Origin of the sequence: Pseudokineococcus lusitanus, assembly GCF_003751265.1 — a bacterium.
Lineage (GTDB): Bacteria > Actinomycetota > Actinomycetes > Actinomycetales > Quadrisphaeraceae > Pseudokineococcus > Pseudokineococcus lusitanus.
Genome location: NZ_RJKN01000003.1, coordinates 167,495 through 184,290, shown reverse-complemented (window position 1 = coordinate 184,290; position 16,796 = coordinate 167,495). Strand labels below are relative to the sequence as shown.

Annotated in this window: 13 protein-coding genes; 12 read left to right on the top strand and 1 reads right to left on the bottom strand. The window is 78.5% G+C overall.

Annotated elements, in window-relative coordinates:
* The first annotated feature begins 2 nt into the window (after nucleotides 1-2).
* Both mutM and EDC03_RS06785 read left to right on the top strand, forming a co-directional pair.
* Entirely contained in the window at nucleotides 3-905 is a 903-nt protein-coding gene (gene mutM, locus EDC03_RS06790; protein WP_123379463.1) for a bifunctional DNA-formamidopyrimidine glycosylase/DNA-(apurinic or apyrimidinic site) lyase, read from the top strand.
* Complete coding sequence (locus EDC03_RS06785; RefSeq protein WP_199720009.1) at nucleotides 902-1,219, top strand: acylphosphatase; 318 nt, start codon at nucleotides 902-904, stop codon at nucleotides 1,217-1,219. Before mutM ends, EDC03_RS06785 begins: the two co-directional genes overlap by 4 nt.
* Before the next feature lie 58 nt (nucleotides 1,220-1,277).
* Here the strand turns inward: EDC03_RS06785 and EDC03_RS06780 are convergent, their stop codons facing one another.
* Nucleotides 1,278-2,186 (bottom strand): hypothetical protein, encoded by a 909-nt coding sequence (locus EDC03_RS06780; RefSeq protein WP_148058031.1) that lies wholly within the window; start codon nucleotides 2,184-2,186, stop codon nucleotides 1,278-1,280.
* 174 nt (nucleotides 2,187-2,360) lie between these two features.
* Here EDC03_RS06780 and smc point away from each other — a divergent pair, with 174 nt between their 5' ends.
* The 10 genes from smc (at nucleotide 2,361) to EDC03_RS06730 (ending at nucleotide 16,796) form a co-directional block, all read left to right on the top strand.
* On the top strand, nucleotides 2,361-6,092 hold the full coding sequence (gene smc, locus EDC03_RS06775; protein ID WP_123379461.1) for a chromosome segregation protein SMC: 3,732 nt from the start codon (nucleotides 2,361-2,363) through the stop codon (nucleotides 6,090-6,092).
* A 126-nt stretch (nucleotides 6,093-6,218) separates the two neighbouring features.
* Nucleotides 6,219-6,590, top strand: a complete 372-nt coding sequence (locus tag EDC03_RS06770; RefSeq protein ID WP_148058030.1) for a hypothetical protein — start codon at nucleotides 6,219-6,221, stop codon at nucleotides 6,588-6,590.
* A gap of 48 nt (nucleotides 6,591-6,638) precedes the next feature.
* Nucleotides 6,639-7,865: a signal recognition particle-docking protein FtsY gene (gene ftsY / locus EDC03_RS06765; protein WP_123379696.1), complete on the top strand. Its 1,227-nt coding sequence runs from the start codon at nucleotides 6,639-6,641 to the stop codon at nucleotides 7,863-7,865.
* 8 nt (nucleotides 7,866-7,873) lie between these two features.
* The gene (locus tag EDC03_RS06760; RefSeq protein WP_123379459.1) at nucleotides 7,874-9,274 is read left to right on the top strand and encodes a sensor histidine kinase; all 1,401 of its coding nucleotides are present in this window, start codon (nucleotides 7,874-7,876) and stop codon (nucleotides 9,272-9,274) included.
* On the top strand, nucleotides 9,271-9,948 hold the full coding sequence (locus EDC03_RS06755) for a response regulator (protein ID WP_277872065.1): 678 nt from the start codon (nucleotides 9,271-9,273) through the stop codon (nucleotides 9,946-9,948). The genes EDC03_RS06760 and EDC03_RS06755 overlap by 4 nt, the downstream gene beginning before the upstream one ends.
* Nucleotides 9,949-10,100: 152 nt before the next feature.
* Nucleotides 10,101-11,012, top strand: coding sequence for an ABC transporter ATP-binding protein (locus EDC03_RS06750; protein ID WP_123379458.1), 912 nt, complete (start codon nucleotides 10,101-10,103; stop codon nucleotides 11,010-11,012).
* Entirely contained in the window at nucleotides 11,009-12,250 is a 1,242-nt protein-coding gene (locus EDC03_RS06745; RefSeq protein WP_123379457.1) for an ABC transporter permease, read from the top strand. Before EDC03_RS06750 ends, EDC03_RS06745 begins: the two co-directional genes overlap by 4 nt.
* Before the next feature lie 236 nt (nucleotides 12,251-12,486).
* The gene (locus tag EDC03_RS06740) at nucleotides 12,487-13,809 is read left to right on the top strand and encodes an ammonium transporter (protein WP_123379456.1); all 1,323 of its coding nucleotides are present in this window, start codon (nucleotides 12,487-12,489) and stop codon (nucleotides 13,807-13,809) included.
* Nucleotides 13,806-14,144 (top strand): P-II family nitrogen regulator, encoded by a 339-nt coding sequence (locus EDC03_RS06735; RefSeq protein ID WP_123379455.1) that lies wholly within the window; start codon nucleotides 13,806-13,808, stop codon nucleotides 14,142-14,144. The genes EDC03_RS06740 and EDC03_RS06735 overlap by 4 nt, the downstream gene beginning before the upstream one ends.
* Nucleotides 14,145-14,318: 174 nt before the next feature.
* Complete coding sequence (locus tag EDC03_RS06730) at nucleotides 14,319-16,796, top strand: [protein-PII] uridylyltransferase (RefSeq protein WP_241967069.1); 2,478 nt, start codon at nucleotides 14,319-14,321, stop codon at nucleotides 16,794-16,796.

Below are 16,796 nucleotides of genomic sequence, written 5' to 3'. Positions count from 1 at the left end.
CCGTGCCCGAGCTCCCCGAGGTCGAGGTCGTCCGCCGCGGCCTCGACGCCCACGTCGTCGGGCGCACCGTGACGGACGTCGCCGTCCTCCACCCGCGGCCGGTGCGCCGTCACCTCGCCGGCCCGCTCGACTTCGCCGGGCGCCTCGCCGGCGCCCGCGTGGACGCCGCCGTCCGCCGCGGCAAGTACCTGTGGCTCCAGCTCGACACGGGCGACGCCCTCTCGGCGCACCTCGGCATGAGCGGGCAGATGCTCGTCCAGGACCCGGCCGCCGAGGCCGAGCGCCACCTGCGGGTGCGCCTCGACCTCGACGACGGCACCCAGCTCCGCTTCGTCGACCAGCGCATGTTCGGCGGGCTCCTCGTCGTCCCGCTCGTGCCCACGCCGGACGGCCTCCCCGCGGGGACGTCCGCCGACGGGCCGTCGGCGCCGCTGCTGCCGCCGGAGGTGGCGCACGTGGCCCGCGACCCGCTGGACCCGTACCTCGACCTCGAGCGGCTCGTCGAGCGCGTCCGCGCACGCCGCACCGGGGTCAAGCGGGCGCTGCTGGACCAGACGCTCCTGTCCGGCGTCGGCAACATCTACGCCGACGAGGCGCTGTGGCGGTCGCGGCTGCACGGGGCCCGGCCGACCGACGCGCTCACGCGTCCGGCGGTGCGCCGTCTCGTCGCCGACGTCGCCGACGTCATGCGCGACGCCCTCGCGCAGGGCGGCACGTCCTTCGACGCGCTGTACGTCAACGTCAACGGGGCCAGCGGCTACTTCGACCGTTCTCTCGCCGTCTACGGGCAGGCCGGCCGGCCGTGCCCGCGGTGCGGCACCGCCGTCGTCCGGGAGGCCTTCATGAACCGCTCGTCCCACCGGTGCCCCCGGTGCCAGCCCGTCCCGCGGAAGGCGCGCTGGTGAGCGCCGACGCCGGTGACGCGGCCGTCGTGCGGGTGCTGGCCCACGTGCGCGGCACCGTGCAGGGCGTCGGCTTCCGCTGGTGGACGCGCGCCCGCTCCCTCGAGCTCGGCCTCGTCGGCACGGCGCGCAACCTCCCCGACGGCCGCGTCGAGGTCGACGCCCAGGGCCCCCGCGCCGCCTGCGACGCCCTCGTCGCCCTGCTCCGCGCGCCCGACGGCGTCGACGCCGCCGGCCGCCGCCCCGGCTCCGTCACCGGCGTCGCGGTGCAGGAGCTGCCCGCCCGCCCGGGCACCACGGGGTTCCGCGAGGCCTGAGGCCCGAGGCTCTGCACGGACGGCGGGATACATCCCGCCGTCCGTGCAGAGCCTCGACTCACGGCACGAGGTGGCGACGGAGCAGCGCGACGACCCGCGCCGGCTCGGCGCGGAGGGCGCGGGCGGGGAGCCGCAGCACCACCTCGCCGGGCACCGACACCTCGGCGGCGCGGAGGAGGTCGTCGTACCACTGCGACTGCTCGAGGTGACCGACGCCGTCGACCTCGAGCAGCACACGCCGGCCGTCCGGTCGCCGCCACTCCGCGTCGAGGTAGCGACGGCGGCCGGTGGCGTCCTCCCGCACCGCCTGCCGCAGGGGCACGGGCAGGCCCGCCCGACGGCAGAGCACGGCCAGGTCGACCTCGGCGAGCGACCCCGCCCCGCCGGCGACGTCCTCGAGGACCGAGCGGAGCGCGGCGCGGTGCCGGACCGGCCCCGCGGCGGAGAGCTCGGCCCGCAGCCGGTCCGTCGTCGTGAGCCGCTGCTGCACGACGGCGGCGACGAGCCCTCCGGCGGCCCGCACCGTGGAGCAGGAGCCGGCGGCGTCGACGGCGGCCCGGGGGACGTCGTGGACGGGCAGCCCCCGGCGGAGCCGGACGACCGCGGGGCGGGTGGTCGTGGACAGGCGGGTGCCGGGCGCCCGGCGTCGTCCCCGTCCCGCGTCGGCGACGAGGTGGACGAGGTCCCGCTCCCACCCCCGGAGGCCGTGGACCTCCAGGGCCGTCCACGCGCCGAGGGCCGCCGCCGGCGTCGTCAGCACGGCCGCCCACAGCCGTGCCTCGCGTCCGAGCGGCCCCCCGTGCAGGACGACCACGCACGGGCCGACGCGCTGCCACCTGCCGCTCTCCACGCGCAGGCGCTCGGCGTCCGCGTCGACGCCGTGGGCCCGCAGCTGCGGCCTCGAGAGGCACCCCGCCTGGTCCCGCGCACGCCGCACGAGCGTCGCGGGGAGAGGACGCCGTCGCACGGCGCCGAGCGTGCCCGGCCGCGGCAGCCCGTGCCGGTGCCCCTGTGGACGACGGAAGGCTCTGCACGGGCGGCGGGATGCATCCCGCCGCCCGTGCAGAGGCTCGGTGCCACGGCCGGGCAGGGGGCGGCGGGTAGGGTCCGCGGCGCACGGGCGGCGAGAGGGAGGACGGCGGTGCACCTCAAGACGCTCGTCATGAAGGGCTTCAAGTCCTTCGCGTCGACGACGACGCTGCGCCTGGAGCCGGGCATCACGTGCGTCGTCGGGCCCAACGGGTCCGGCAAGAGCAACGTCGTCGACGCCCTCGCCTGGGTCATGGGCGAGCAGGGCGCGAAGACGCTGCGCGGCGGCTCGATGCAGGACGTCATCTTCGCGGGCACGGCCGGCAAGGACGGCGCCCCCGGGCGGCCGCCGCTGGGGCGGGCCGAGGTCCAGCTCACCATCGACAACACCGACGGCGCGCTGCCGCTGGACTACACCGAGGTCACCATCTCGCGGACGATGTTCCGCAGCGGCGGCAGCGAGTACGCCGTCAACGGGACTCCTGCCCGGCTGCTCGACGTCCAGGAGCTGCTGTCCGACAGCGGGATCGGCCGGGAGATGCACGTCATCGTCGGGCAGGGGCAGCTCGACGCCGTCCTGCAGGCCACGCCGGAGGACCGGCGCGGCTTCGTCGAGGAGGCGGCCGGCGTCCTCAAGCACCGGCGCCGCAAGGAGAAGGCCCTCCGCAAGATCGACGCGATGCAGGCCAACCTCGCGCGGCTGCAGGACCTCACCGCCGAGGTGCGCCGCCAGCTCGGACCCCTCGGCCGGCAGGCCCAGGCCGCGCGGACCGCGCGCACCGTCCAGCTCGAGGCGCGGGACGCGCGGGCGCGACTGCTCGCCGACGACCTCGCGCAGGTCCGGGCGGTCCTCGACTCGGGCGCCGTCGACGACACCGCCCTGCGGGAGCGGCGCGCCCAGGTCGAGGCCGCGCTCGCCGCGGCCCGGCAGGAGCTGGCCGAGGTCGAGGCCGCCGACGCCGCGGCCGCCCCGGCGCTCGCCGCCGCCGAGGAGGTGCTGCCCCGGCTCCAGTCGGTGCGCGAGCAGCTGCGCGGCACGGCCGACCTCGCCGCCGAGCGACGCCGCCTGCTCGGCGCGCCCGCGGAGGCGCCGTCCGGGCCCGACCCGGCCGAGCTCGGCGCCCAGGTCGAGCGCCTGCGGGCGCAGGCCGCGGGCCTCGACGCCGAGGTGGCCGACGCGCGCGCCGCCCTGCGCGCCGCGGAGGCCGAGCGGGCGGGTGCCGAGGAGGCGCTGCTCGCGGCCGAGCGCCGCGTCGCCGACCTCGCCCGGGCCGCCGCGGACCGCCGCGAGGAGCTGGCCCGCCTCGCCGGCTCCGTCGCCGCACGCCGCAGCCGCCGCGACGCCGGGCTCGCCGAGGTGGGTCGCCTGCAGCACTCCCTCGACGGGGCCCGCGCCCGTGGCCGGGACGCCGAGCGCGAGCACGCGCACCTCGAGACGCAGGTCGCCGACGTCGAGGAGGGCGAGGAGGGCCTCGACGACGCCCACGAGCAGGCCGCCGAGGCGCTGGCCGCCGTCGACGCCGCCCTCGAGGAGGCCCGCGAGGACGAGCGCTCCGCCGAGCGCGACCGCAGCAGCGCCGCCGCCCGCGTCGAGGCGCTGGAGCTGGGCCTCGCCCGCAAGGACGGCTCCGGCGCGCTCCTCGAGGCGGGGGGGCGGCTGCCGGGCGTCCTCGGCCCGGTGACCGAGCTGCTCGCCGTCCGGCCCGGGCACGAGGCCGCCGTCGCCGCGGCCCTGCGCGGGGCCGCCGAGGGCGTGGCCGTCGAGAGCCTCGGCGTCGCCGTCGACGCGCTGCGGCTGCTGCGCGAGGACGACGCCGGCACGGCGTCCCTGCTCGTCGCCGGGGAGGAGGTCGACGGCGCGCGCTCGCCCGCCGTCGCCGCGGCCCTCGCGGCCGGCACCGAGGGGACCGCCCCGGTCGCCGCGCTCGACGTCGTCACCGCGCAGCCGTCGGTCCGGGCGGCCGTGGCCGTGCTGCTGGCGGACGTCGTCGTCGTCGACGGCCTCGGCGCCGCGCGGGCGGTGCTCGCGCGCACCGCGGACGACCCGGCCGCCCGCGACCTCGTCGTCGTCACCGCCGACGGGGACCGGCTCTCGCGCACCGGCGCCCGCGGCGGGTCGTCCGACGGCGCGGGGCTGCTCCAGGTGCAGGCCGCGGCGGACGAGGCCCGGGCGGCGCTCGAGGACGCCGTGGCCCGCGGCGAGCGGGCGCGCTTCGCCCGGCAGGCCGCGGCGGGACGGCGCGAGGAGGCGGCCGACGCCGTCGCCGCGACGCTCGAGCGCCTCCACGAGTCCGACGCCCGCCTCGCGGCCGTGGCCGAGCGGCTGGGCGCCCTCGGCGCCGCCGCGCGCTCCGCGACGGCCGAGGCCGAGCGGCTCGAGCGCTCGCTGGCCGCGGCCCGCGAGGGCGTCGACCGCGACGAGACCCAGCTCGCCGAGCTGACCGCCCGCCACGCGGAGGCCGAGGCGGCCGTCGCGTCCGGCGCCGGGGGCGAGGACGACGGGGACGAGGGGGCCACCGCCGAGGCCGCCCAGGCGCGCCGCGAGGAGCTGGCCGCCGCCGCGCGCGCCGCCCGGGCCGCCGAGACCGAGGCGCGGCTCGCCCTGCGCACGGGCGAGGAGCGCGCGCGGGGCGTCGCCGGCCGCGTCGAGGCCGCCGAGCGCACCCGGCGTCGCGAGGAGGAGGCCCGCCGCCGCACGGCCGAGCGCGAGCAGGTGCGGCGCCGTGACGCCGCCGTGGCCGCGGCCGTCGAGGAGGTCGCCCGCGCGGCCCTCGAGCGCTGCGCGACGGCGCTCGCCGTCGCCACGGACGCGCGCGCCGCGGCCCGTGCGGCCCGCGAGGAGCGGGCGGCCACCTCCGCGGACGCCCGCCGCCGCCGGGAGGAGCTGGCCGCCGAGCTGGCGCAGCTCACCGACGAGGTGCACCGCGACGAGGTGGCCCGGGCCCAGCAGCGGCTGCGCCTGGAGCAGCTCGAGGAGCGCTCGCTCGCCGAGCTCGGCACCGACGCGACGACGCTCGTCGACGAGATGGGCCCCCACGTGCCCGTGCCCGTCGTCGTGCCCGACACCGCGCCGCCCGCCCGTGCCGTGACGGACGGCGGGGAGGCCGCGGACGGGGAGCCCCCCGCCACGACGGACGGGACCGACGAGGCCGACGAGCCCCCGGTCGAGACGCGTCCGTACGTCCGCGCCGAGCAGGAGGACCGCCTCCGCAAGGCCGAGCGGGCGCTCGCCCGGCTCGGACGGGTCAACCCGCTGGCCCTGGAGGAGTTCGCGGCGCTCGAGGAGCGTCACGCCTTCCTCGTCGAGCAGCTCGACGACCTCACGCGCTCGCGGCAGGACCTCCTCGCGATCGTCGCCGAGGTGGACGCCCGCGTGCAGCGGGTCTTCGCCGAGGCCTACGCCGACGTGGCGGCCGCGTTCGAGCACGTCTTCTCCCGGCTCTTCCCCGGCGGCGAGGGGCGGCTCGTGCTCACCGACCCGGACGACATGCTGACGACGGGCATCGACGTCGAGGCCCGTCCCGCCGGGAAGCGCGTCAAGCGCCTGCAGCTGCTGTCGGGCGGCGAGCGCTCGTTGGCCGCCGTCGCCTTCCTCGTGGCCATCTTCACCGCGCGCCCGAGCCCCTTCTACGTCCTCGACGAGGTCGAGGCCGCGCTCGACGACACGAACCTCGGCCGCCTCCTCGGCGTGCTGGAGGAGCTGCGGGCCTCGAGCCAGCTCCTCGTCATCACCCACCAGAAGCGGACGATGGAGGTCGCGGACGCCCTCTACGGCGTGACGATGCGCGGCGACGGCGTGACGACCGTCGTCAGCCAGCGCCTCCGCGAGGTCGCGCCCGCCTGACCCCGGCGCCCCCGCCCCGGCGGGCACGTGGCCGCGAGGTGTCGGGGACGTCTCGACTCGATGACGACACGCCGGGACGGGCCCCGCCGCCATGACGGAACGTCGTCCATGGGTGACGCTTCGTGCATGACGTGGGGTGGGTTGGCCGTGGTGCTCGCGTACATGCTCTTCGCCGTCGTCGTGGGGCTCGTCGTCGTCGCCGTGGCGGCGTGGGGGCCGATGTCGCAGCGGCGCCGGGACGACGACCGGACGGGCCGGGCGGTCGACGCCGGCATGACCCGGGTCGAGGCCGCGGGGGAGCGGGCCCGGCGCTCGGCGACCTCCGCCGCCGACCGGGCGCTCGACGTCGCGGCGCCCGTCCTCGACCGCGCCGCCGAGCGCTCGGGCCGGCTGGCGGCCGAGGCGCGTCGGCGGGCGGCGGCCCGCCGGGCGGCGTCGGGACGTCCGCCGGCGGGCGGCGGGGACGCCGCCGGGGAGGGCGACCGCCTCGCCGGCTGAGGCGCGGGACGGGCGGCGCCCGTCTGGGAGGATCGGCCCGTGGAAGCCATCGAGCTGATCATCGGGATCGCGGTCGCCGCGCTGGTCGTCATCGGCGGCGGCGCCCTCGCCCTCGTGCGCCGGGCGCGCGGCAAGGACGTCGAGGAGCTGCCGCCCCCGCGGCCGCGGCCGGGCCTGGACTACGCGCCCGGCGTCGGCGACGACGCCCAGGACCCGCGCGACAGCGCCACCCGCACCGTCGAGCAGCTCCCCCCGCTCGACGCCGTCGACGCCTCCGAGACGCCGCTGCCGCCGGCCGACGTCGTGGCGGAGGCCTCGGGCCCCGACCTCGACCGCCCGGCCCCCGCGGCCGGCCGCCTCGTCCGCCTCCGCGAGCGGCTCTCCCGCTCCAACACCGCCCTCGGCCAGGGCCTGCTCGCCCTGCTCTCGCGCGAGCGCGTCGACGAGGCGACGTGGGAGGAGGTCGAGGACACCCTCCTGCTCGCCGACCTCGGCGCCGGCCCCACCGAGGAGCTCGTCGAGCGCCTCCGGGAGCGCGTCCGCGTCCTCGGCACCCGCGACGCCGACGCCGTCCGCGAGCTCCTCGCCGAGGAGCTGCTCGCCGTCGTCGGCGAGGACGTCGACCGCTCCCTCGCGGTGACCCCGCACGACGGCCGTCCCGCGGTCGTCCTCGTCGTCGGCGTCAACGGGACGGGCAAGACGACGACCGTCGGCAAGCTCGCCCGCGTGCTGGTCGCCGAGGACAAGGACGTGCTGCTCGGCGCGGCCGACACCTTCCGCGCCGCCGCGGCCGACCAGCTGCAGACGTGGGGCGAGCGCGTCGGCGTCCCGACCGTCCGCGCCCCCGGGGACTCCGCCGACCCGGCCTCGGTGGCCTTCGACGCCGTCCGCGCGGGCCGCGAGGGCGAGGTCGACGTCGTCCTCCTCGACACGGCGGGCCGGCTGCAGAACAAGGCCGGGCTCATGGACGAGCTCGGCAAGGTCAAGCGCGTCGCGGAGAAGGCGCTCGACGGCGCCGGGGGCGTCGACGAGGTCCTCCTCGTCCTCGACGCGACGACCGGCCAGAACGGCCTGCAGCAGGCCAAGGTCTTCTCCGAGGTCGTGCAGGTGACGGGCATCGTCCTCACCAAGCTCGACGGCACCGCCAAGGGCGGGATCGTCGTCGCCGTGCAGCGCCAGCTCGGCGTGCCGGTCAAGCTCGTCGGGCTCGGGGAGGGCGCCGACGACCTGGCGCCCTTCGAGCCCCGCGCCTTCGTCGACGCGCTGCTCGCCTGAGGCCCGGCGTGGCGCGGCCCGCGGCGGCACCGGCCGCGGACGTCCCCCCGGGGGCGCCCGCGGCCGCCGCATGGGTGCGCCCCGCCCCCGGCCGCCGCGGGCTCCTCGTCGACGCCGGGTACGCGGCCGTCGCCGTCCTCGCCTGCGTCCTCGGCCTCGAGCTGACCCGGGCCGTGGCGGGGATGGCGGCGCAGCTGCCCCAGGAGGTGCCCGGCCGCGTCGAGGACGTCGCGTGGACCGTCCTCGTCGCGCTGCCGCTGGCCGTGCGGCGACGCCTGCCCCTCACGGCGATGGTCGTCTCGGCCGGCGCCTTCATCGGCCTGGGGGAGCGGTACCCCGCCTCGGCCTCGACCTTCACCCTCAACCTCACGCTCTTCCTCGTCCTCCTCTCGGGGACGGCGTGGGCCCGCGACCGGCGGCGGCTCGCGGGCGTGTGGGTCGTCGTGCTCGTCGCGATGGCGGGCTGGTACCTCCTGCGCGTGGTGCTCCTGCCCGCCGACGTGCCCGCGACGTCGTCCGCGCTCGTCGGGCTCACCGCGCTCATCAACGTCCTCTACTTCGCCGGGGCGCTCCTCGGCGGGCGGGCGCTGTGGCGCGCGGCGCGGGACCGCGACGCTCTCGCCCGCACCGCCGCGGAGCTGCGCCGGGAGCAGGGGCGCACCGCCCGGGCCGCCGTCGTGGCCGAGCGCCTGCGCATCGCCCGCGAGCTGCACGACGTCGTCGCCCACCACGTCAGCACGACGGGCGTGCAGGCCGCCGCGGCCCGACGTGTCCTCGAGCGCGGGCCGGCCGACGAGGCGGCGCTGGCCCGGGCGACGGGCGCCCTGCGGCAGGTCGAGGGGTCCAGCCGGGACGCCGTCGCCGAGATGCGCGACCTGCTGGGGGTCCTGCGCGACCCCGGCGAGGGCGCCCGGGCGGGCGACGGGCCGGCCCCGGCCCCGGAGCGGCCGCAGCCGTCGGCGCAGGACCTCCCGGCCCTCGTCGAGGAGGTGCGCGCCCGCGGCCTCGACGTCCGGCTCGCGGTGGTCGGGACGCCGGCGACGCTGCCGGCGACGACCGGGACGACCGTGCACCGGCTCGTCCAGGAGGCGCTCGCCAACGTCGTCCGGCACTCCGCCGCGGCCGGCGCCCGCGTGGTCGTGCGGTGGGTGGCCGCCGACGGCGCCACGCCCGGGCACGTGGAGGTGGAGGTCGTCGACGACGGCCCCGCCCGCACCGGCACCTCCGGCTCGGGGCTCGGGCACCGCGGCATGGCCGAGCGGGCGGCGCTCGTCGGCGGCGCCGTGGAGACCGGGCGACGGCCCGGCGGCGGCTACCGGGTGCTCGCGCGCTACCCGCTCGTCCGCGCCGCCGGTCCGGTCGACCGGGCCGTCGGCGACGCCGCCGCCCGTCCCGGGGTGCCCGCGTGAGCGCCGACGCCGGGACCACCCGCGTCCTGCTCGTCGACGACCAGGCGCTCGTGCGCGGCGGCTTCCGGATGATCCTCGAGGTGGAGCCCGACCTCGAGGTCGTCGGCGAGGCCGCCGACGGGGCCCACGGCGTCGCCGAGGCGGCGCGGCTGCGGCCCGATGTCGTCCTCATGGACGTCCAGATGCCCGGCCTCGACGGCATCGCCGCGACGGCCCGGGTCGTCGCCGCGGGCACCGGCCGGGTCGTCGTCCTCACGACCTTCGACAGCGACGAGCACCTGTTCGCCGCCCTGCGCGCCGGCGCCTCCGGCTTCCTCCTCAAGAACGCCGACCCCGACGACCTCGTGGCCGCCGTCCGGGCGGTGGCCCGCGGGCACGCGCTCCTCGCGCCGGAGGTGACGCGCCGGGTCGTGGAGCGCTTCGCGGCGCCGTCCGGCGCGGCCTTCCGGCCCGAGCTGCTGGCCGACCTCACCGAGCGCGAGCGGGGCGTCCTCGTCCTCCTGGCGCGGGGCCTGTCGAACGCCGAGATCGCCGCGGAGCTCTTCCTCGGCGAGGCGACCGTCAAGACGCACGTCTCGCGGGTGCTGCTCAAGCTCGGCGTCCGGGACCGGGTGCAGGCCGTCGTCCTCGCCTACGAGAGCGGCCTCGTCCGCCCCGGCGACGACGGCGGCTGACCCCCCGTCCGACCCCCGGGGCGGCCCCGTCCGCCGCACGGCGGAGAAGCCTGTCGGCGTCGTGGCGGACGCGCGGGGGGCGCTGCTGCTCCTAGCGTCCCGGGGAGCGGGCCGGTCCGGGCCCCGCGGAGGGCGACGAGGAGGAGGCACGCGTGCAGGCGGTGCTCCAGGCCAGGGGCCTGACCCGGCGGTTCGGCGACGCGACCGTGCTCGACGGGGTGGACCTCGACGTACGCGCCGGGCGCATGACCGGTTTCGTCGGCGCGAACGGCGCGGGCAAGACGACGACGATGCGGATCCTCCTCGGCGTGCTGGCGCCGAGCGCCGGCGAGGTGCTGTGGGACGGGCGTCCCATGACGGCGGCCGACCGGCGCGACGTCGGCTACATGCCGGAGGAGCGAGGGCTCTACCCGAAGCAGCGGGTGGCCGAGCAGCTCGTCCACCTCGGGCGGCTGCACGGCATGGCGGCCGCGGCCGCCCGGACGTCCGTGGAGCAGCTGCTGGGGCGGCTCGACCTGGCCGGGCGGGCCGACGACAAGCTCGAGAGCCTCTCGCTCGGCAACCAGCAGCGGGTGCAGGTCGCGGCCGCGCTCGTCCACGGCCCGACGGCGCTCGTGCTCGACGAGCCCTTCAGCGGCCTCGACCCGCTCGCGGTCGACGCCATGGCCGGGCTCCTGCGCGAGGAGGTCGCCCGCGGGGTGCCCGTCCTCTTCTCCTCCCACCAGCTCGACCTCGTCGAGCGGTTGTGCGACGACGTCGTCGTCCTCGCGCAGGGCCGTCGCGTCGCCGCCGGGACGGTCGCGGAGCTCCGCGCCCGCGGCGGCGAGCGCGTCCGCCTCGAGGTGGACCCCGGCTCGTCCGCCGACGGCGGCGACCTGGGCTGGCTCCGCGCCGTCCCGGGCGTCCGCGTCCTCGACGTCGACGGCCCCCGGGCGCTCTTCGGCGTCGACGAGCCGGGCGCCGAGCAGCACGTCCTCGCCGAGGCGCTGCGCCGCGGCCCCGTCCGGGCCTTCGCGCCCGACGTGCCGCCCCTGTCCGAGGTCTTCCGGGAGGTCGTCCGATGAGCACGCCCACCACCACCGCCACCGGGGCCCGCCCGCCCGCCGGGCGCCCGTCGGCGCAGGGCACGTCCGCGAGGGGCGCCTGGCGCGTCGTCGCGCAGCGCGAGCTGCTCGTCAAGCTGCGCGACAAGGTCTTCGTCGGCTCCTTCGTCGTCCTCCTCGTGCTCTCGGTCGCGGGCGTCGTGGCCGGCGCCGTGCTCGGCGGGCGGACGTCCACCACCGAGCTGGCCGTCGTCGCGGGCGACGACCGCGCCGCGGCCGTGGCGACGACGACCGGGGCGCTCCTCGGCCCCGACGAGGAGCTCCGGGTCGTCGAGGTGCCGGACGAGGCGGCCGCCGAGGCCGCCGTCGCGGCGGGCGACGTCGACGCCGCGCTGCTGCCGGCGGCCACGGGCGAGGGGCTGGAGCTCGTCGGCGACGAGGAGGTGGGCGGGGCGCTCTCCTCGCTCGTGCCCGTCGCCGCCGAGCGCGACGCCCTCGAGCGCGGCGCGGCCGCGGCCGGGACGACGCCCGAGGCCCTCCTCGCGGGGGCCGACGTCACCGAGCGGCTGCTCGACCCGTCCGAGGCCGACCCCGTCGCGACGACGCTGGCCCCGCTCGTCTTCGGCTTCCTCTTCTACCTCGTGGCCATCCAGTTCGGCATGGCCATCGCCCAGAGCGTCGTCGAGGAGAAGCAGAGCCGGGTCGTCGAGATCCTCGCGGCGGTCGTGCCGCTGCGGGCGCTCCTGCTCGGGAAGGTCGTCGCCAACGGGGCGCTGGCGCTGGCGCAGGTGGCCGTGCTCGCCGGCGTCGTGCTGGTGGGCCTCGCCGTCACGGGCAACGGCGCGCTGCTCGCCGCGGTGGGGGCCCCGGTGCTGTGGTTCGTCCTCTTCTTCGTCCTCGGGTTCGTGGCGCTCGCCTGCGTCTGGGCCGTCGCCGGCTCGGTCGCCACCCGCACGGAGGACCTCCAGGCCACGACGACGCCGCTGCTCGTCGCGCTGCTCGCCGCCTTCTACGCCGGGATCTTCGGCAGCGGGTGGGTCCTCGTCGTGGCGTCCTACGTGCCGATCGCCTCGACCGTGGCGATGCCGACGCGCCTCGTCGCCGGCGAGGCGGCGTGGTGGGAGCCCCTGCTGTCCGCGGGGCTCGTGCTGCTGGCCGCCGTCGTCCTCGTGCGGGTGGGCGCGCGCCTCTACGAGCGCTCGCTGCTGCGCACGGACCGCCGCTCGTCGGTGCGGGAGCTGCTGCGCGAGCAGGGCTGACGGCCCCCCGGCCGCCGCACGGCCGCCCCTGCGACGCCCTTGCGACGCCCCCGGACCGCCCCGCGGCGACCCGGGGGCGTCGCGGCGTTCACGCAGGTCTTACGTGCGGGCCCACCACGACACCTGCCCGTAACACGCCCCGTGGCGCGGCGTAACGCCGCGCCGGGACGGTCCTCCTCGTCGCGCCGCACGGCGCACCGGTCCCGCGGGGCCGGCACCCCTTCCGAGGAGGACGAGTGGAGAACACCGGCGACACCGCCTGGATCCTCACCAGCGCCGCGCTGGTGATGCTCATGACCCCGGGGCTCGCGCTCTTCTACGGCGGCATGGTCCGCATGAAGAGCGTCCTCAACATGATGATGATGAGCTTCGGCGCGCTGGGGCTCATCAGCGTCCTGTGGGTGCTGTACGGCTACAGCGTGGCCTTCGGCAACGACGTCGGCGGGGGCCTGATCGGCGACCCGACCGAGTTCTTCGCCCTCTCCGGCCTCCTGGCCGAGGAGTCCGGCGTCCCCTTCCCGACGATGGCCTTCGTCGCCTTCCAGATGGTCTTCGCGATCCTCACCGTCGCGCTCATCTCCGGCGCCATCGCCGACCGCGTGAAGTTCTCCACGTGGATGGTCTTCGCCGGCATCTGGGCGACGCTCGTCTACTTCCCGGTCGCCCACTGGGTCTTCGCCTTCGACAACGAGGACGCGGGCGTCGTCGGCGGCTGGATCGCCAACCGCCTCGGCGCCATCGACTTCGCGGGCGGCACGGCCGTCCACATCAACGCCGGCGCGGCGGCCCTCGCCCTCGTGCTCGTCATCGGCAAGCGCAAGGGCTTCGGCCGCGAGCCGATGCGGCCGCACAACCTGCCGCTCGTCATGCTCGGTGCCGGGCTGCTGTGGTTCGGCTGGTTCGGCTTCAACGCCGGCTCGGCGCTCGCCGCCAACCACACCGCCGCCGTCGTCTTCGTCAACACCCTCGCCGCCACCGGCGCCGCGGTCCTCGGCTGGCTCGTCACCGAGCGGCTGCGCGACGGCCACCCGACGTCCCTCGGCGCGGCCTCCGGCGTCGTCGCGGGCCTCGTGGCCATCACCCCGGCCTGCTCGGCGGTCTCGCCCGTCGGCGCACTGCTCATCGGCGCCATCGCCGGTGTCCTCTGCGCCCTGGCCGTCGGCCTCAAGTACAAGCTGGGCTACGACGACTCGCTCGACGTCGTCGGCGTCCACCTCGTCGGCGGCCTCGCCGGCACCATCCTCATCGGCCTCTTCGCGGACCCGGCCGCCCCGGCCGAGGCGTCCGGCCTCTTCTTCGGCGGCGGCGCCGGCCTCCTGGGCATCCAGACCGTCGGGGCGCTCTCCACCCTCGCCTACAGCTTCGTCGTGACCCTCGTCATCGGGTTCGCCCTCAAGGCCACGATGGGGTGGCGCGTCGACGACGCCGCCGAGGCGGCCGGCATCGACCAGGCCGAGCACGCCGAGGCCGGCTACGACTTCGGCACCTTCGGCTCCGGCGGCGGCTCCCGCTCGCCGCTGGCCCACCGCACCACGACCGACCAGGAGGTCTCCGCGTGAAGCTCGTCACCGCGGTCATCAAGCCCCACAAGCTCGACGACGTGAAGCAGGCCCTCGAGGCCTTCGGCGTCCAGGGCATGACCGTCAGCGAGGCCAGCGGCTACGGCCGGCAGCGCGGCCACACCGAGGTCTACCGGGGCGCGGAGTACACCGTCGACCTCGTGCCGAAGGTCCGGGTCGAGGTCGTCGTCGACGACGTCGACGGGCAGGACGTCGTGGCGGCGGTCGTCAGCGCCGCCTCCACCGGCCGGATCGGCGACGGCAAGGTCTGGGTCGTCCCCGTCGAGGACGTCGTCCGGGTCCGCACGGGCGAGCGCGGGCTCGACGCGCTGTAGCGGTCAGCACGACGGCGGCGCGGCGCCACCTCCCCGGCACGGCGGGGGAGGAGGGTGCCGCGCCGTCGGCACGTCGAGGGTCGGGCACGGACGGCGAGCGCAGGTCACCGTCCGTGGCGGCAGGACGGACGACGAGCAGGGCCGGGCCGAGGCGCCCGGCCGGGAGGAGGAGCCGTGGGAGACGTGGTCGACGGGTCGCCGGTGCGCCGGCGGGACCTGCGCAGCGAGCGGCTGACCCTGGCGGTGCGCTCGGGGCTCGACGACAGGGCGGCGGGCCCGGCCCGCCGAGAGCGCCTGGCGGGGCTCGTCGACGACTGGCTCGGCGACGTGTGGGCCGACGCGACCGACGCCGTCGACGGCGCGGCCGCGGGGGAGGCGGGCGAGCACGCCGGCGTCGCGCTCGTCGCCGTGGGCAGCCACGCCCGCCGGGAGGCGGGCCCGGCCAGCGACCTCGACCTCGTCCTGCTCCACGACGGCCGCGCGGCCGGGGCCGACGTCGTCCCGCAGCTCGCCGACCGGGTCTGGTACCCCGTCTGGGACGCGGGCCTCCGGCTGGACCACTCCGTGCGCTCGGTCGCCGAGTGCCGCCAGGTCGCCGCGGACGACGTCGCCGCCGCGGTGGGACTGCTCGACCTGCGGCCCGTCGCCGGGGACGCCGCCATGGCGCTGCACGCCCGCGAGGTCCTGCGCGAGGACTGGCGCCGCGGCGCGCGCAAGCGCCTGCCGCAGCTGCTGGCCGCGACGGCCGAGCGGGCCGCGGGCGCCGGCGAGCTGGCCTACCTCCTCGAGGGCGACCTCAAGGAGGCGCGCGGCGGCCTGCGCGACGCCGTCGTCCTGCGCTCGCTCGTCGCGAGCTGGCTCGCCGACGCCCCGCACGGCCTGGCCGGCGAGGCCACCCTGCGGCTGCTCGACGTCCGCGACGCGCTGCACGCCGTCACGGGCCGCCCGGGGGAGCGGCTGCTCCTCCACGAGCAGGACGCCGTCGCCGTGGCCATGGGGCTGGACGACGCCGACGCCCTCCTCGCCGACGTCGCGCTCGCCGCCCGCGCCGTCGCGTGGGCGCTCGACCTCACCGCCCGCCGGGCCACCGGCGCGGCGACGACCCGGCGCGGCTGGCGACGACGCCCCCCGGTGCTGCGCGCCGTCGAGGCCGACCTCGTCGAGCACGAGGGCGAGCTGTGCCTGGGGGCGCAGGCGCGCCCGTCGGCGGACCCGGCGCTGGCCCTGCGCGCCGCCGCGGCCGCGGCGCGCGAGGGGCTGCCGCTGTCGCCCGTCACCGCGGGGCACCTCGCCACGGGCTGCGCGCCGCTGCCCGACCCGTGGCCGGCGACGGCGCGGGCCGCGCTGCTCGAGCTGCTCGGGACGGGGGAGCGGCAGGTGGCCGTCTGGGAGACGCTCGACCAGGTCGGCCTCGTGACGGCCTGGCTGCCGGAGTGGCAGGCCGTCCGCAACCGCCCGCAGCGCACGGTCGTCCACCGGCACACCGTCGACCGGCACCTCGTCGAGACGTGCGTCCAGGCCGGGCCGCTGCTCGGCGACGTCGCCCGCCCGGACCTCCTGCTGCTCACCTGCCTCGTGCACGACCTCGGCAAGGTGGCGGGCGCGCGCGACCACAGCGAGGTCGGCGCCCCGCTCGCCGAGGCGGTCGCGCGCCGGACCGGGCTGCCGGAGGAGGACGTCGCCGTCGTCCGGCGCCTCGTGCGCCACCACCTCGCCCTCGTCGACCTCGCCACCCGGCGCGACCCGGACGACCCGCGCACGGTGGCCGAGCTCGTCGAGGTCGTCGACGGCCGCGAGGAGGTGCTCGACCTCCTGCGCGCGCTCACCGAGGCGGACGCGCGTGCGGCGGGGCCGGCGGCGTGGACGGCGTGGCGGCGGCGGCTCGTCGACGACCTCGTGGCCCGGGCCCGCTCGGCGCTGCAGGGCCGCGAGGCGCCCGGGCCCGCGCCGCTCACCCCGGCGGAGCGCGGCCTCGTCGCCGCCGTCCTCGCCGACGGCAGCCCCCGCGTCGAGACCAGCCCGCTGCTCGGGCTGCACGGCGTCACCGTCGTGGCGCCCGACCGCCCGGGCCTCTTCGGCGACGTGGCGGGCCTGCTGGCCGCGCACGGCCTCGCCGTCCGCTCGGCGCTCGTGCGCACCGTCGACGGCGTCGCCGTCGACACGTGGTGGGTGCACGGCAGCCGCGGCGTGCCGGACCCGGCGGTGCTGCGCACCGACCTGCTGCGCCTCCAGGCGGGCGACGCGGGCGTGCTCGACCGGCTGCGGCGCCGGGACGCGGGGTGGCGCCCGCCCCGGCTCGCCGCGGACGCGGCGCCGCGTGTCCTCCTCGTCCCGGGCGCCTCGGGGGAGGCCACGGTCGTCGAGGTGAGGGCGCCGGACCGGCCCCGGCTGCTGCACCGTCTCGGCAGCGCGCTGCGCGACGAGGGGGTCGACGTCCGCAGCGCCCACGTGGCGACGCACTCGGCGCGGGCCGTCGACGTCCTCTACCTCTGCGAGCCGGGCGGCGGGCCGCTGAGCCCCGCGCGCACGGCCCGGGTGGTCGGCGTCCTCACCGACGCGGCGTCGGGCTCCGCCGACGCGCCGGACGACGCCCCGGGCGCCCCGTCGCCGGCGGGCGCGGGGGGCGCCGGTCGGCGGCGTCCCGGCGGGTAG

What these genes read in the sequence shown, in the direction of transcription:
- EDC03_RS06770 (WP_148058030.1), top strand. Translation starts at nt 6,219, where the DNA reads ATGACGTGGGGTGGGTTGGCCGTGGTGCTCGCGTACATGCTCTTCGCC.
- EDC03_RS06745 (WP_123379457.1), top strand. Translation starts at nt 11,009, where the DNA reads ATGAGCACGCCCACCACCACCGCCACCGGGGCCCGCCCGCCCGCCGGG.